We start from the raw sequence: 14678 nt of genomic DNA on the forward strand, positions 1-14678 counted from the left end.
AGCTGTTGGGGCAGGCGCGAGGCGATGGTAACAAACGCTGCGGCTCGTTTCTGTTTCTATGGTACCTGCGCCGCAACGCGGCCCTACTGGCCCGGCCCGTCGAGCAGTTGATCAACGACAACACTTTGGTGGCGCTGGCGCTCTTAGTCGCGGAGAGCTTACCCGATCAAAAAACGCTGATGATTCGACTGATCGAGCATTTTATACTGCTGAAAGAAAGCTGATTATCCGCGCCACCTCAAAAGAAACAATCCTGCTATCGCTGGCGAGAGGCGTCTTCTTTAGCTGGCTAAAGCAGTTCACTGGTGGATAAGTCCGAGATTTATAGCAGTAACCTTGGCCTGTCTTTACAAGCTGCCTAGCGGCGGGAATAGCACACGGTATACGGTACTATTGGGTGAAAATCCAGATAGCGTGCTAAGTAGTGGTCGATGGCTCTTGCTGTTTTACGCGTCTGGCACGGCGCGCCTACTCGATGAATTCATCCATATCGGTAGACAGGGCTACCTCTTTATTCGCCTCCAATATATTGAGCCTTTGCGTTAGCGCTTGGTTAATGGAGTGATAGGCCGTGCTACCTAATGCCAGCCGTAATGGGGGAGTGGGCATATCGACTGTTTCGATGATGAGATTAACGGTTTTTGTCGCATCGCCTTTAATAGTGAAAGCACCAGAAGCTAGCGCACGACGAATCTCGCCCGCTGGCGTCTCTTCATATATTGACATCGTCTGCGTGCGATCCAGCGCATCCGCAAACTGGGTGGCGGTGGGGCCTGGTTCGGCAATAATGAAGTCGATGCCCCAGGGCGCTACTTCCTGAGCAACCGACTCGACAAACCCCTCAATTCCCCATTTGGTGGCATGGTAAAGGCTGAAGCATGGGTAGGCGATTTGACCGCCTTCTGACGACACTTGCACGATACGTCCGCCCCCTTGCTCGCGTAGATGAGGCAGTACCGCACGAATCAATTGGATCGAGCCTGTGAGGTTGGTCGCTATTTGTCGCTCGATCTGTTCGTCACTTGCTTCTTCGGCGGCGCCAAAAACCCCATATCCCGCGTTGCTGACGACGACATCAATTCGGTCGAACGTTGAAAATGCTTGCGACACCGCCTCTCTCATTGCCCGAGTATCGGTAACATCGAAATTAACTACCTGTAAGCGGTTACCGTGCTTGGCCAGCAAGTCGTCCAGGGCGCCGTTGCGCCGTAGCGTGGCCACGACACGGTCGCCGCGTTCAAGTAGATATTCGGTAAGAAGGCGGCCAAGGCCGGTAGAGGTGCCTGTAATAAGCCAGGTTTTAGCCATGAATTATCTCCTGTGGATTGATCGAGCGTTGCAAGAGATAAGTTAGGCCAGTAGTACTGTTAATAAAATACTCAACAATTGAGATGAAGTAGTGAAGGATATTCACCAATGAGTAAGCCAACGTTAACCGATCTTAACGCCTTTAAAGCGGTGGCTGAACATCGTAGCTTTCGCCGTGCTGCTGACCTGATGGGCGTTAGCCGGTCATCACTTAGCCACACTGTACGCACCCTTGAACGAAGATTGGGCACGCGGCTTTTGCACCGTACCACGCGGAGTGTCTCGCTAACCGAGAGTGGCGAGCGCTTACTCCTGCGCTTGAATCCGCTGCTAGGTGAGCTGGATACCCTTCTGGAAGAAGCCTCAAGTCATGAAGGTAAGGTAACGGGCAGATTACGCATTAACGGTAGCGAAGCGGCTATTCGCCTGTTACTGCAACGTATCGTGCCCCGATTTCTAACGCTTTACGATGGCGTCGAGCTTGATCTGGTCGCGGAAGGGCGGCTGGTAGATATTGTGAAGCAGGGCTTTGATGCGGGCGTAAGGTTAAGGGAGGCCGTTCCCAAGGATATGATCGCTATTCCCGTAGGGGGTGAGATACGTTTTCTTGCCGTTGCTTCTCCTGGCTATTTAAACGGCAAGCCGATTCCTGAAACGCCCGACCAACTCGCCATGCATCGGTGCATAAGGCAGCGGTTGCCCAGCGGGAAACTTTACCGCTGGGAATTCCAGCAACATGGTCAGGAGGTGTTGGTTGATGTGCCTGGCGTTATGACGCTGGACAGCAGTCAATTGATGGTGGAGGCGGCAGTGGATGGATTAGGCATTGCCTATGTACCGGAACCCTATGCTCATGCCTATCTTCGCGATGAAAAGCTAGTAACGGTGCTTGAGGATTGGTGCCCCCACATACCCGGCCTGTATCTTTACTATCCCAACAACCGACATGTACCGCCCAGCTTGCGAGCGTTCATTGATCTGCTGCGAGAGTGACGCGGGCTCCTGAGGGGGAGCAGTCAGCTATTTCCCACCATGAGCAGGGGAGCACGCTGCTTGTCGATAATAGACGCGATGGGTAGCGCAATACCAAACAGAATGAATCACTTGAAGGACACTGGACGCAGATAAACTGAGCGGACGTGGCATTTTTCCAGCGCGGTTAAACAATAGGAAGCACTATTCCCACCCTGCTACTGTCACTAACAACTTGCTTGAGCACCAGTCAGTTGAACACAACTGGGACGCTAACGTTTGCCAAGAGGAATAAGCAGCGGATCATTCAGGAAAAACGGTGATGTGTGCAAAACAAGTATTGGGCTCAGATCTTGAGATTAGGCGTTATCCGTACTCCTCCAGCGCAATGGCCCAGGACCAAAACCTGCGGCGCGATCCTCAGGATTGACCATCTGGCAATGCTCCAGAGACAGGCAACCACAGCCAATACACTCCGATAAGCTGGACTTGAGACGTTCTAACTCAGCAATGCGTTGATTAATACGTTCTGACCAGGTTTTGGATAATTTTGACCAGTCTTGTGCCGAGGGGGTACTACCTTGAGGCAGGCGAGCGAGTTCGATGGCCACTTCGATATGTTTGGTAACAAGTATACCGTAGCCGTAATCATTGGCAGTACCCGAGAAGGACGGTTGGCCCCCACCGTAGCCCAGTGGTTTGTAGAGCAAGCTGCTCGGCATGAGGACCTTGACATTATGTTGATTGATCTTCTTGAAGCCGACTTGCCTGAGACCATGGTCAACAATGCGTCTGAGGCGGTAACAAGACTTGGTCTGCAACTGGCCTCGGCAGATGCGATGGTAATCGTTACGCCAGAATACAACCACGGCTATCCAGCATCGCTGAAAGCGGCGATCGATTGGTATCAGAACGAATGGTGGGCCAAGCCTGTGGGCTTTGTGTCTTATGGTGGCGTGTCGGGTGGTTTGCGTGCAGTGGAGCAATTGCGCCAGATATTCCCTGAAGTGCATGCCATGACGGTGCGTGACTCAGTCAGCTTTCAGAATATTTGGCAGCTGTTTGATGCGCAGGGGCGCTTAACTGATTCAGAGCGTTACGAGCGCAGCGCGGCAAAAATGCTTGGGCAACTGAGGTGGTGGAGTCATGCGCTCAAGGGGGCTAAGCAGGTACAGCCCTACACTGGCTAGTCATGTGTTGAATCCATTCTCCCAACCTAATTAGTCGCTTATTTGGTGTATGAGCTGAGTATAGGGCTACTGGTAAGGTCAGCCGGGGAATTGCGGTATTGGAGCGGAATTTGAAGAGTCTTAGGATTAGCGCCCTTTAACAAGGCGCTTATCGGGCCCCCCGCCGTGAACGATAATGACGGGGCCATGCTTTTAAGACTCTTCAACCCCATCCACAATAAATACGCGGTAGTCGGCGCCCTGGAAACGATGCTGGCGAGCTTCCTGGTAGGCGTCGCTTTGGTACCAGGCGCGGGCGGCGGCCATGTCGGGGAAGCGCAGGATTACCGCGCCTTCCATGTTGCTGCCTTCCATTACTTCAAAATCACCGTAGAAGGCGAGCGGCTTCGGGTCGTGGCCTTCGCGGGCGGCTTTGGCCTTGGTGGCATATTGCTCCATTTCTTTCGCGTCGTGGGTGTGTTCACGCGTCAGTACAGCATAAGCCGGCATTCCATTCTCCTTGGGTAATTATCAGGAAAGCTTCTTTAACAGCGCTTGGGCGGTGGCTTCGGATGAGCCGGGGTTTTGTCCGGTAATCAGCAGGCCGTCGACGAGTACGTAAGAACTCCAGTCATCGCCTTTACTGTACTCACCGCCGCTCTCTTTGAGCATATCTTCGACCAAAAACGGTACCACATTCGTCAGGCCAACGGCGTCTTCTTCGCTGTTACTGAAGCCTGTCACTTTACGGCCCGCGACCAGCGGCTTGCCGTCGGTACCTTTCACATGACGCAGCACGCCGGGGGCGTGGCATACCGTGGCGACCGGCTTGTTGGCGGCCATCGCGCCTTCGATCAGGCGGATGGAGGTGGCGTCTTCGGCCAAGTCCCATAGCGGGCCGTGGCCGCCTGGGTAGAACACGGCATCGAATTCAGTCAGGTCAACGTCGGCCAACTTGTGCGTGTTTGCCAACACTTGCATTGCTTCGCTGTCGGCCTCGAAGCGCTTGGTGGCGTCGGTTTGAGCATCCGGTACGTTGCTGTTGGGGTCGAGCGGCGGCTGGCCACCAGCGGGCGAGGCCAGGGTTAGCTCGGCACCTGCGTCTTTAAACGCATAGTAAGGCGCGGCCAGCTCTTCGAGCCAGAAGCCGGTTTTATTGCCGGTATCGCCAAGCTTGTCGTGCGAGGTAACCACTACGAGAATTTTCATGATTGAGTCCTTTGCAGGCTGAGGGGGTGGCTGGGGTCGAGGTTTAACAAAGCGTAGGTGGCTTTAAAGGCAGCATCCAGCGGCACCCGGTCGCGGGTGATTTTGGCGCGCAGGCTGGCACCCAGCCATAGCTGGTAAAGGGTGGTGGCTAGTTCCAGGGCACTGCCTTGAGCGCTAACGGATTGAGGCAGAGAGCTATCGGCAGTGGCGGCTTCGATTGACTGGGCTAACCTGGCAATAATACGCTCAGTACCGTGTTGCAGTACGCGACGCATGCGCTCGGAAAGATCGCTGACTTCGGCGGCAAGCTTCACCGCCAGGCATTTTCCGCTGGGGTCGCAATGGTGTTGGGTATCCCGCCAGTGCGCCCAGTAGCTGAGAAAACGCTCAGCGTGAGAAGCGCCCGGCTGGGTAAGGCGTTCTTCAATTTGCGCGAGATAACCACTGAAGTAGCCTTCCAGCAGTGCTTCGCCAAACGCTTCTTTGGAGCTGAAGTAGTGATAAAAGGAGCCTTTAGGCACCTCGGCGGCTTTGAGAATCTCGTTAAGACCTACCGCCGAGAACCCCTTGCCACCGATGATGACCTGGCCGGTGTTAAGAATGCGCTGCCGGACATCGCCGGTGACGGGTGTCATATTCATAGTCGCTAGCTTACGCCTGATTAGACCAGTCGTCTACAGGTGCGATTGGCCGTTGCTATGACGATGGTTTCCATAGCGGCTGGAGTGGCCCGCCCACCGGGGCCGTCTCCGGCACGGTTACGGAAGCCACCCGCGCTTGTGCTGCCGAAAGCTCGGCCGGGTCGCCGAGCTCGTTCTCCGGGTTTTGCCCCGGCGGGTAGGCACCGACCATGCAAAAATCGTCGTCCGCCTCTACGCAGGAATGACCCACTCCGGCGGGCAGTACCAGCACATCACCCGCGTAAAGCATCACTTCTTGGCCATTGGGGCCGCCCAGCCGCGCTCTGGCTTGGCCCTGAAAAATGCCTAGCGCCTCGTGGGCGGTGGAGTGAAAGTGGTCAAAATCATATAAATAGTAACGCCATGCGGGCGGCCAGCCGTGCTGTTTGAACATGTTTTCAAAGGTATCGGCCCGCGCTTCTGCGCTACTGAGGTCGAGAACCTTGCGGTATATCAGTACGGGCAGTGGGGAGTTGGGATAGCCGCTCGTTTCATCGCTATCAAAAGTGAGTGTTTCGGGCTGTGGGATGCTCACCGTGGCCTCCTTGCCTATGCCTTTTTGAGCTCGGTATGAAGTTTCAAGATTCTGTTTTCAAAGCTCTGCTTCCAAGACTCTGTTTTCAAAGCTGTGCTTTCAAGACTCTGCTGTCGTTCTCTTGTTTGATTAGATACGCAGGGTGGGGCTTCTCGCTATCTTTGTGGGTCACCTGGCCTTCGGCCCAGTGATCAGCCCATTTCAATTTCACCCACTCGCGTTGCTTGAAGTCCGCCATTACAAAACTCCATCGCTACACACACTGTTCAAGCATTGTTCGTTTTAGGCATTTCTGCAATGTCGGTTCCTACCATCGCTTTTTCAAAAGCAGTGAATCTTCCTGGTTAGTTGGAGAGTCTCGCAATTACTTTGATTTCAAAATCGAAGCCTGCCAGCCAGTTTACGCCGACCGCCGTCCAGTTGGGGTAGGGTTTATCTGGGAACGCGCGGGTCTTGGCTTCCAGCACGGTAGTGAATTGGGCTTCAGGGTCCGTATGAAAGGTTGTGACATCGACGATATCGTCAAAGCTTGCGCCCGCAGCTTCCAGCACGCTTTGCAAGTTGTCGAAGGCGAGCTGAACCTGTGCGGCGAAGTCCGGTTCGGGTGAACCATCTTCACGGCTGCCCACTTGGCCCGATACAAATAGCAAGTCGCCCGAGCGGATGGCCGCAGAATAGCCATTCTGCTCGTAAAGTGCCTGCCTGCGTTGAGGGTAAACTGCGTTACGCATTGCCATATCTCTTTCTCCATCCGTTGTTCAAATATCAGCTAGGCCGTTGGGTGATTTACTCTAGGTCTGCTGTCAGGCTGGATAAACAGAGAATTCTGATCAACACTGTTTGCATTTTCCAAACAATCACAGGGCGGTATCGTTGTAATGGACCGTTTTAATGCGATGCAGGCATTTGCTCGGGTCGTGGAGACAGGCAGCTTTACCAAGGCCGCTGAAACGCTGCATATCAGTAAAACCAGCGTGACCCAGTTAGTGCAGCAGTTAGAGGCACGGCTGCGGGTAAAGCTGCTTAACCGCACCACACGCAAGGTTAACGCGACGGCAGACGGAGTGGCCTACTACGAGCGCGTTATAAAATTGTTAGCCGATATGGATGATGCTGAAACCAGCCTCTCCAATGCGGTGGTGTCGCCTCGCGGACGGCTTAGAGTTGATGTGCCCAGCCCGTTTGCGAGAATGATTTTGATACCGGCGCTACCGGACTTCTACGCGCAGTATCCCGATATTCAACTTGATATGGGCGTCAGCGACCGCATGGTGGATTTAATTGATGAAAACGTGGATTGCGTAGTGCGTGGCGGAGAACTTACCGATTTATCGTTGGTGGCGCGCCGGATAGGGGAGTTGAGTGTTGGCATGTACGCCGCGCCCAGTTATCTGCAAAAAGCGGGGGTGCCTTCGCATCCGTCAGCGTTATCTGCCCCGCCTCATTACATCGTCGGCTTCAAGTGGCGTGCTGGTTTGGCTTCCCTCTATACCCTTCACCACGAAACAGAGAGCGTTAGCGTTCAAGGGCACTATAGGATTACGGTCGATGATGGCAGTGCAGCGCTTACGGCAGGTTTGGCGGGGCTGGGCACGATTTTGTTGCCTGATTACATGGTCCGGGAACACGTTACACGCGGTGAGTTAGTGCCCTTATTCGCAGAGTGGCACTTGAACCCTATGCCGATGTTCATCGCCTTTCCGCCCAATCGGCATGTAAGCGCTAAGCTACGTGTGTTCATTGATTGGGTTGTTGCGCTAATGAATGAGCGTGAGCTGGGGCATAAACCAAACCGCTAATAGACTAAAGTTCAGCGCAGCGAATGGCTATAGCGGCGGCGTAACTTGTTACGCTAGTTGGAGTTAGCACCAAGGTTTCTAACATACGGTCACTTCTCCGTTTCCCGTGTCGAGTTAAGGCGAATTCATGATCATTTCAAGTCCTTCTGATTACCGGCAAGCCGCCAAGCGGCGTGTTCCTCGTTTTTTGTTTGATTACCTTGATGGCGGCTCGGTCACGGAAAGCACGCTGCGCAGCAATGTGGAGGCGTTGCAGGCCATCCCTTTACGCCAGCGCGTGCTGCAGGGGGGCGGTACGCCGTCGCTTGAAACTGAAATTTTAGGCAGTCAGTGGAAAATGCCGGTTGCGCTGGCACCGGTGGGCGCCACGGGCATGTATGCTCGGCGCGGCGAAGTGCAGGCTGCGCGCGCGGCAGAAAAGGCGGGGATTCCCTATACGCTCTCCACCGTTTCGGTTTGCTCGATTGAGGAAGTGGCTAAAAATGCCCACGGCGAGCAGTGGTCTCAGCTTTATGTGCTGAAAGATCGCGGCTTTATGAAAAATGCCCTGGAGCGCGCTTGGGAAGCAGGCATGAAAACGCTGGTGTTTACCGTGGATATGCCGCTGCCAGGTTCGCGCTACCGTGACCGTCGCTCGGGTATGTCAGGCCCCAACGCCAAGCTGCGCCAGTACGCTCAGGCAATCACCCACCCGCAGTGGGCGTTTGATGTAGGGCTTAAAGGCAAGCCGCTGTCGTTCGGTAATATCGAGGCCTACACCGGACGCGAAATGAACATGGACGACTACATGGGCTTTCTGGCTAAAAACTTTGACCCCTCCATTAGCTGGAGCGAGCTTGAGTGGATTCGTGAGAGTTGGAAGGGCAAGCTGATCATCAAAGGGCTGTTGGATAAAGAGGATGCGCGAGATGCGGTACGCATGGGGGCTGACGGTATCGTGGTTTCCAACCACGGTGGGCGCCAGTTGGATGGGGCTATTTCCACCGCCCAAGCGCTACCGCATATTGCCGAGGCCGTGGGCGATGAACTGACGGTACTGGCAGATTCCGGCGTGCGCTCTGGGCTTGATGTGGTGCGTATGCTGGCGCTGGGTGCCCAAGGCGTGCTGTTGGGCCGCGCTTATGTGTATGCACTGGCCGCACGGGGTGAGCTGGGCGTTTCCCATCTACTGGATCTGATCGCCGCCGATATGCGCGTCACCATGACGTTGATCGGCGCCAACTCGCCTGCCGAGATCAACTCAAGCCACCTGGATGCTGTGGTTAAAGAGATCAAAAGGAGCGAGTAGCACACGCGGACTGTTGGATGGCCCAACGTGGTGGCTTGGTAGCCACTTCTAGGCGAATATTGGCTGATGATGGAGTCAATCGGTATCATATTATGAATGCTGCCATCATTAAGCCATCTTACCGCGAGCTTCTATGACCCAATCTAAAACGCCCTTCATTGTGGTACTGAGCCTGGCATTGACCATGATGCTGGGTCCGTTTTCCATGGATACGTACTTGCCGGCCTTTCCGGTCATTGGCGAGTCGCTGGGGATATCTCAGCAGGCCGTATCGTTAAGCGTTTCGGTGTATGTGTTCGCGATGGCTGTGGGGCAGCTCATTGGCGGGGCGCTTTCGGACCGCTTCGGTCGCCAGCGTGTATTGATGAGCGGGCTGGCAATTTTTGCGCTCGCAAGCATTGTCATCGGCATGGCGGAATCCTTGAACACTCTGCTTAGCGGGCGGGCCGTTCAAGCCATTGGCGCGGGGTTAACGCTGGTGTCGATACCGGCACTGGTGCGCGACCGGGTGGCGGGCCGTGATGCCGCGAAGCTGTTCTCGATGATGGGCTTTATCATGGTGCTGGCGCCGGGTATCGCCCCGAGCGTTGGCAGTGCGATTCTGGCGGTGGGTTCCTGGCACAATATTTTCTTTGCCTTGGCGGTTTACGCGGTGCTGCTGGTGCCGTTACTGGTGCGAGTGCTTTTTTCCGGGAAGGGCAAAGTGTCGCGATCAAAAAGCCCCAAGATGAGCTTGCTGGCGCGTTACAAGCTGGTACTGTCGACGAAACCAGCCTTACCGTTTATCGCTTGGCAGGCCGCCTCCTTCTCCACCCTGATGATGTTCATTACCTACGCTTCCTTTATCTATCAGGGGCACTTCGGCCAGTCGCCCTCAAGTTTTTCGATGCTGTTTGCGGCTAACATCGTCGCGATGCTTTTCTTCAATATTTGCAACCGTGTACTGCTTTCCAGAATATCGTCACTGCGTATTCTGCAGTTGGCAACGGGCTGCCAAGCGGTCGGCATTGTATTGTTAGTGATGGCTGCCTTTATGGAGTGGCCAATGTACGCTTTCCTGTTCGCCATGATGCTGACCATCGGCACAGTAGGGGCGATCTCGCCCAATATTCAGGCCTGCTTTTTGGAGTTTTTCCCCACTAGTAGTGGTACCGCCGCCGCGCTTTTGGGCGCCGCCCAGTTCGGTATCGCCGGGATTTTGAGCGCCCTGTCTGCCATGCTGCCGCATACGCTTGAAGCGGTGGTGTTGGCCATGGCCGCCTGTGGCTCGGTCGCGTATCTGCTGCTTGCCCGCTCAATGATCAAAGGGCGTGCCGCGGTCGAGGCGTAATAAGCCCAACAGCGCCCCTTGCCAAAAGCCCCGTGTTATCCAGAACACGGGGCTTTTTTATTAAGCATCTGCTGAGCTTACTAATTGTTCGAAAAGTGCTTCTATGGCCTGCGCAGTCGGTGTTTCGTTGGCAAACAGGATGCGGTACATCAGAGGCGCCACCACTATTTGGGTGACCCGCCCTATATCCATCGGCTGCTCTCCTCTGGCAAGGCCGCGTTCGTTTATTACTTCGATCTGCTGACGCAAGAAGCCATCACATTTACCCGCGCTGGCATGGCCTTCTGTGCCTAGAACATCGCGGAGCATCGCCCGCCCTGGGGCTGATGACATCTCCTCAAAGTACTCAACAAGCCAGGCTAACAAGTCGCTACGCAAACTTCCCGTATCGGCTGGCGGCTGCTCCGGCTGTAGTTGCTCGACGGCAACGTCGGCCAGTAACTGGGTAAGGTCACCCCAGCGGCGGTAGATCGTCGAGGGGGTGACGTCAGCGCGTGTGGCGATGGCGGGCACCGTAAGCCCGGCCCGGCCTTGTTCTTGTTGCAGATCTCGAACGGCTTGATGAACGGCAGCCTGAATACGAGCGCTGCGGCCCCCTGGACGAGGAGTGGGTTTGTTGGTCATGTGTTCCTTCAGTACCTATTCATCGGCACGGTTTCGTCGGTACGGTACAATAAATCACTAAGGCAAAATGTTTGCGTTAGTGATTTATTGAGTTTATGCTCTTTAAAGCTAATATTTTGCCTTTTGGGAGAGATCATGTCCATCAACGTGTCTGATACTGTCCGCCGTTCCTCTAGCTGGAGTTTGTCTCCCGCCCGTACCGTTTTCCTGCACACAGCGATAATGATTGCCTTTTTAGCAGCATCGAGTGCGCCTACCCCGCTGTACCAACTTTATCAGCAGCAGTGGAGCTTTAGCGCAACACTGCTGACGGTGGTTTTTGCCACTTACGCGCTGGCTTTGCTTTTGGCACTGCTGGTGACGGGAAGGCTGTCCGATCATATTGGTCGACGTCCGGTTATTGCCATGGCGTTGTCGCTACAGATCATCGCTATGGTGGTTTTTTTGGGTGCGGCCGGGCCGGGTTGGCTGATTGGTGCGCGCGCTCTGCAAGGCTTTGCCACGGGTATGGCCACTGCGGCAGTTGGCGCGGCGATACTCGATGTTAGTCGGGAGAGGGGGGCTGTGATTAACAGCATCTCACCACTGCTTGGTATGGCAGCCGGCGCGCTAGGCAGTACCTCGTTGGTCGTGTTGGCGCCCGATCCGCTGCACATGGTGTACGCGTTGCTGCTGGCTATTTTTCTGGTGATGCTGGGCTTGATTTGGCTGGCACCAGAGACGGTGACATATCGCTCGGGTGCATGGGCAAGCCTGAAACCACGCATTACCGTGCCGCTGCAAGCGCGCAAAACGCTGTTATCTGTCACTCCTGCAAACGTGGCAGTGTGGATGCTAGGTGGTTTTTATCTATCGCTTATGCCATCGCTGATCGTTGACGTTACGCATGTGAGCACGCCATGGCTGGGTGGTCTTGTCGTCGCAGCGCTAACGCTCACCGGTGCCACAGCGGTTCTGGCGGCTCGCAAGCTGAGCTCTTTTACAACCCTCTTGTCTGGCGAACTTGCCTTGGTCGCAGGGCTGGTCGTCATTTTGGTCGGGGCTAATCAGGGAAACGCTGTCTTGCTGTTGGCCGGGTCGGTCATTGCGGGGTTTGGGTTTGGCGCGAGCTTTCTCGGGGCTGTGCGCAGTGTCCTACCGTTGGCTGAGCCCCATGAACGTGCCGCGCTGATGGGCGTGTTTTATATCGAAAGTTATCTGGCTCATAGCGTGCCCACGATGGCTGTCGGCTACCTGGCTCAGAAGGTCGGCTTGCTGACCTCGGCCAATGTCTATGGTGCGGTGATCACAGCGCTGGCCTTGCTCGCCATTATCCTGCTGCTTATGCAAGCGCGCACTTCAATGAAGAAAGGAAATCAAGCATGACTGTTCAAAATGTCTCTCCTATGTCCGCCGAGGAAACCCTGGCTCTGGCTACTAGCCTAGGGCTGCCCCTGGACTCTGAACGTGCGCCACTGATTGCGGGTGTACTGCATCACATACACACGGTCATTGCCCGGCTTGACGAATTACCTATCGATGAATCATGCACTCCTTCATTTACCTTTGATGCTAGCCAGGGGAACCAACCATGCTAAATCCATTAAACCTGACACTGGCCCAAGCCAGTGCCGCCATCGCGGCATGCGAACTGTCACCAGTAGAATTGGTGGATGCGGCCTTGGCGCGTATTGGTGCGCGAGAGCCAGAGATCAACGCTTTTGTATCTGTATGGGAAGACGCCGCCCGTCAGCAGGCACTTGAGGCCGAGCGAGACATTCAACATGGCCGTTACCGTGGGCCGCTGCATGGCATTCCTATCGCGCTGAAAGACCTGTTCGATGTTGCTGGCCAACCCACCACGGCCAGCTCCCGTGTTCAGGACGGACACCTGGCCGAGGCCAACAGCGCGGTAACGGATGCCTTGCTGCGTGGCGGCGCGATACTCCTGGGCAAGACCCATTTGCATGAGTTCGCTTTCGGCCTGACCACACCTCAAACGCGCAATCCGCTTGATCCACAGCGCACGTCGGGGGGCTCCAGTGGGGGCTCTGCCGCAGCGGTTGCTTACGGCGGCGCTTGGGCAGCCATGGGGACCGATACCGGTGGCTCGATTCGGGTGCCCGCAGCACTTTGCGGGCTGGTTGGGTTCAAGCCTACGTATGGCTTGGTCTCTCGCCACGGTACTATGCCCCTGGCCTGGTCGCTCGATCATGCGGGCCCTATGGCACGCACGGTAGAGGATGTTGGCCTGTTATTGCAGGCAGTGATGGGCTTTGATGCGCGCGACCCCGCTAGCCGTACTCCTCCTGCCTCTTTCGATACCAACGCACAGTCAAATGTGCATGGGCTGCGTGTTGGTATTCCACGCAACTACTATTTTGACCACGTTGCGGAGCCAGTCGCCGCGGCTGTTAGGCGTGCGGCAGCGCATCTGGAACAACAGGGCGCCGTGCTGGTGGAGGTGGATATTCCGCTGGCTGACTACCTTATTCCGACTCAGTGGGGCCTGATGGTGGCCGAGGCAGCAACCGTACACGCCAAGGACATACGTCAATCAGCATCGCTATACGGTGATGATGTACGCACCTTGCTTGAAGCCGGACAACTGCTGTCAGCAGGCGATTATCTGAAGGCGCAGCGTGCCCGGAACCTGATCGCTAAGCGCTGGGGTTCCCTGTTTTCAGACATCGACGTTCTACTGACACCCACCGTGCCCCAGACAGCAGCACGCTTGGAGCAGGATACGTTTGATTGGGAAGACGGCAGCCAAGAGAGTGTCTCCGAAGCGTATGTGCGCTTATGCGCACCCGCCAATGTGACCGGACTACCCGCGCTGACGGTGCCATTTGGTAAGGATCATCAAGGGCTGCCCGTGGGTGTCCAGATTATGGGCAAGGCATTTGATGACGCCAAAGTGCTACAGGTTGGGCGGGCCATTGAGCAGCCTCTTTCCCCCACTTAACCGAGCAGGCATTGAGTTCGAGAAAGTGGTGACGTCAAGGCAGCTACCAAGGATTGCTTGGTAGTTGCCTTAAGCACCAGGTTGCACAGAACGGCCAAGCACATCCACGTCTTCTTCAGGCCTGTGTCTCCCTATCGGCAGTAGATACACGCTTACGTTTGCACGGCCCATGCCGCCCCAGCGGTATCATCATGGGTTTTCCCGTGATCGGGTCGTCGATGACCCGGCTTTCCAGGCCAAAGATATTGCGCTTATGGCTGGCCGTGTAAAATGCGTGAAAGCGAGGCCTCGATATGATGCTGCATAGCCGCTCTGGCTTGTGTGTCATCAGCCGCACGAATAGCGTCGATAATGGCAGCGTGCTCTTGTGAGACCTGTCTGGATTGTAGAAACCTTGGTAAGTCAGAGGTTTTTTTACCTAATTTGGCGGAGAAAATTACGCCTGTTTGCAGCGCTAATATAGAGCTAAGAAGGAATTTGTTGCCTGATGTTCTGGCGATCTGTAAATGAAAGTCAAAATCCTCCTGAGTGCCTTGCCCTCCGTTTCTAAAGACATCCTGTAAAGCATGATGCTTGTCTTCTATGCGCTCAATATCACTTTCATTGCGCTTTTTTGCTGCTAATACCGCTGACTCGGTCTCGATTAACATTCGAAAATCAAATAGTGCAATCAGATCATTAAAGTTGTTTACAAAATTGGGTGCGTCAAGTGCCGTTGAGGGTCTTGCAATAACAAAAAGCCCGGATCCTTGACGAGAAGCTACAAGGCCCTCTGCTTTTAGCTGTGCAACCACATCCCTTACTGCACTACGACTTAACT

19 protein-coding genes are annotated in these 14678 nt (G+C 55.1%); 9 read left to right on the forward strand and 10 right to left on the reverse strand.

What is annotated here, in order from left to right:
• Positions 1 to 5: 5 nt before the first annotated feature.
• Entirely contained in the window at positions 6 to 224 is a 219-nt protein-coding gene (locus ACT3TC_RS15585) for a hypothetical protein (RefSeq protein ID WP_444640802.1), read from the forward strand.
• Between the two features lie 244 nt (positions 225 to 468).
• Here the strand turns inward: ACT3TC_RS15585 and ACT3TC_RS15590 are convergent, their stop codons facing one another.
• Positions 469 to 1308 (reverse strand): SDR family oxidoreductase, encoded by an 840-nt coding sequence (locus ACT3TC_RS15590; protein WP_444640804.1) that lies wholly within the window; start codon positions 1306 to 1308, stop codon positions 469 to 471.
• A gap of 108 nt (positions 1309 to 1416) precedes the next feature.
• Here ACT3TC_RS15590 and ACT3TC_RS15595 point away from each other — a divergent pair, with 108 nt between their 5' ends.
• Positions 1417 to 2301 (forward strand): LysR family transcriptional regulator, encoded by an 885-nt coding sequence (locus tag ACT3TC_RS15595; RefSeq protein ID WP_444640805.1) that lies wholly within the window; start codon positions 1417 to 1419, stop codon positions 2299 to 2301.
• Between the two features lie 338 nt (positions 2302 to 2639).
• Here ACT3TC_RS15595 and ACT3TC_RS15600 read toward each other — a convergent pair whose 3' ends face one another.
• Positions 2640 to 3002 carry a MerR family DNA-binding protein gene (locus ACT3TC_RS15600; RefSeq protein WP_444640807.1) on the reverse strand — a complete coding sequence of 121 codons (363 nt, stop codon included), beginning with the start codon at positions 3000 to 3002 and terminating at the stop codon, positions 2640 to 2642.
• Between ACT3TC_RS15600 and ACT3TC_RS15605 the strand changes: the two genes are divergently transcribed.
• Positions 2898 to 3470, forward strand: a complete 573-nt coding sequence (locus ACT3TC_RS15605) for an NADPH-dependent FMN reductase (RefSeq protein WP_444640809.1) — start codon at positions 2898 to 2900, stop codon at positions 3468 to 3470. The genes ACT3TC_RS15600 and ACT3TC_RS15605 overlap by 105 nt on opposite strands.
• A gap of 192 nt (positions 3471 to 3662) precedes the next feature.
• On the opposite strand, the gene ACT3TC_RS15610 is transcribed toward ACT3TC_RS15605, so the two are convergent.
• From ACT3TC_RS15610 to ACT3TC_RS15635, 6 genes are all read right to left on the reverse strand, one after another.
• The gene (locus ACT3TC_RS15610; RefSeq protein WP_444640811.1) at positions 3663 to 3959 is read right to left on the reverse strand and encodes a DUF1330 domain-containing protein; all 297 of its coding nucleotides are present in this window, start codon (positions 3957 to 3959) and stop codon (positions 3663 to 3665) included.
• A 21-nt stretch (positions 3960 to 3980) separates the two neighbouring features.
• Positions 3981 to 4658 (reverse strand): type 1 glutamine amidotransferase domain-containing protein, encoded by a 678-nt coding sequence (locus ACT3TC_RS15615; protein WP_444640812.1) that lies wholly within the window; start codon positions 4656 to 4658, stop codon positions 3981 to 3983.
• Positions 4655 to 5299 (reverse strand): TetR family transcriptional regulator C-terminal domain-containing protein, encoded by a 645-nt coding sequence (locus tag ACT3TC_RS15620; RefSeq protein ID WP_444640814.1) that lies wholly within the window; start codon positions 5297 to 5299, stop codon positions 4655 to 4657. Before ACT3TC_RS15620 ends, ACT3TC_RS15615 begins: the two co-directional genes overlap by 4 nt.
• Before the next feature lie 55 nt (positions 5300 to 5354).
• The gene (locus tag ACT3TC_RS15625) at positions 5355 to 5873 is read right to left on the reverse strand and encodes a cupin domain-containing protein (RefSeq protein WP_444640816.1); all 519 of its coding nucleotides are present in this window, start codon (positions 5871 to 5873) and stop codon (positions 5355 to 5357) included.
• Between the two features lie 85 nt (positions 5874 to 5958).
• Positions 5959 to 6111 carry a hypothetical protein gene (locus tag ACT3TC_RS15630; protein ID WP_444640818.1) on the reverse strand — a complete coding sequence of 51 codons (153 nt, stop codon included), beginning with the start codon at positions 6109 to 6111 and terminating at the stop codon, positions 5959 to 5961.
• Between the two features lie 106 nt (positions 6112 to 6217).
• Positions 6218 to 6610, reverse strand: a complete 393-nt coding sequence (locus ACT3TC_RS15635) for a RidA family protein (RefSeq protein WP_444640820.1) — start codon at positions 6608 to 6610, stop codon at positions 6218 to 6220.
• Positions 6611 to 6751: 141 nt separating this feature from the next.
• Here ACT3TC_RS15635 and ACT3TC_RS15640 point away from each other — a divergent pair, with 141 nt between their 5' ends.
• The 3 genes from ACT3TC_RS15640 (at position 6752) to ACT3TC_RS15650 (ending at position 10290) form a co-directional block, all read left to right on the forward strand.
• Positions 6752 to 7672, forward strand: coding sequence for a LysR substrate-binding domain-containing protein (locus ACT3TC_RS15640; protein ID WP_444640821.1), 921 nt, complete (start codon positions 6752 to 6754; stop codon positions 7670 to 7672).
• Positions 7673 to 7799: 127 nt separating this feature from the next.
• On the forward strand, positions 7800 to 8960 hold the full coding sequence (gene lldD, locus ACT3TC_RS15645; protein ID WP_444640823.1) for an FMN-dependent L-lactate dehydrogenase LldD: 1161 nt from the start codon (positions 7800 to 7802) through the stop codon (positions 8958 to 8960).
• Between the two features lie 133 nt (positions 8961 to 9093).
• Positions 9094 to 10290 (forward strand): Bcr/CflA family efflux MFS transporter, encoded by a 1197-nt coding sequence (locus ACT3TC_RS15650; RefSeq protein ID WP_444640825.1) that lies wholly within the window; start codon positions 9094 to 9096, stop codon positions 10288 to 10290.
• A gap of 60 nt (positions 10291 to 10350) precedes the next feature.
• Here ACT3TC_RS15650 and ACT3TC_RS15655 read toward each other — a convergent pair whose 3' ends face one another.
• The gene (locus ACT3TC_RS15655) at positions 10351 to 10914 is read right to left on the reverse strand and encodes a TetR/AcrR family transcriptional regulator (protein WP_444640827.1); all 564 of its coding nucleotides are present in this window, start codon (positions 10912 to 10914) and stop codon (positions 10351 to 10353) included.
• 135 nt (positions 10915 to 11049) lie between these two features.
• Here ACT3TC_RS15655 and ACT3TC_RS15660 point away from each other — a divergent pair, with 135 nt between their 5' ends.
• Genes ACT3TC_RS15660 through ACT3TC_RS15670 form a run of 3 tightly spaced genes read left to right on the forward strand, consistent with a single transcriptional unit; the run spans position 11050 to position 13858 of the window.
• Positions 11050 to 12279, forward strand: a complete 1230-nt coding sequence (locus ACT3TC_RS15660; RefSeq protein WP_444640828.1) for an MFS transporter — start codon at positions 11050 to 11052, stop codon at positions 12277 to 12279.
• On the forward strand, positions 12276 to 12491 hold the full coding sequence (locus ACT3TC_RS15665; RefSeq protein WP_444640830.1) for a hypothetical protein: 216 nt from the start codon (positions 12276 to 12278) through the stop codon (positions 12489 to 12491). The genes ACT3TC_RS15660 and ACT3TC_RS15665 overlap by 4 nt, the downstream gene beginning before the upstream one ends.
• A complete protein-coding gene (locus tag ACT3TC_RS15670) occupies positions 12485 to 13858 on the forward strand; it encodes an amidase (RefSeq protein WP_444640832.1) in 1374 nt (457 codons plus the stop codon). The genes ACT3TC_RS15665 and ACT3TC_RS15670 overlap by 7 nt, the downstream gene beginning before the upstream one ends.
• A 251-nt stretch (positions 13859 to 14109) precedes the next feature.
• Here the strand turns inward: ACT3TC_RS15670 and ACT3TC_RS15675 are convergent.
• A partial coding sequence (locus ACT3TC_RS15675) for a FadR/GntR family transcriptional regulator (protein ID WP_444640834.1) occupies positions 14110 to 14678 on the reverse strand: 569 nt, incomplete at its 5' end.

Origin of the sequence: Halomonas sp. AOP27-A1-41, assembly GCF_052378605.1 — a bacterium.
Lineage (GTDB): Bacteria > Pseudomonadota > Gammaproteobacteria > Pseudomonadales > Halomonadaceae > Vreelandella > Vreelandella citrativorans.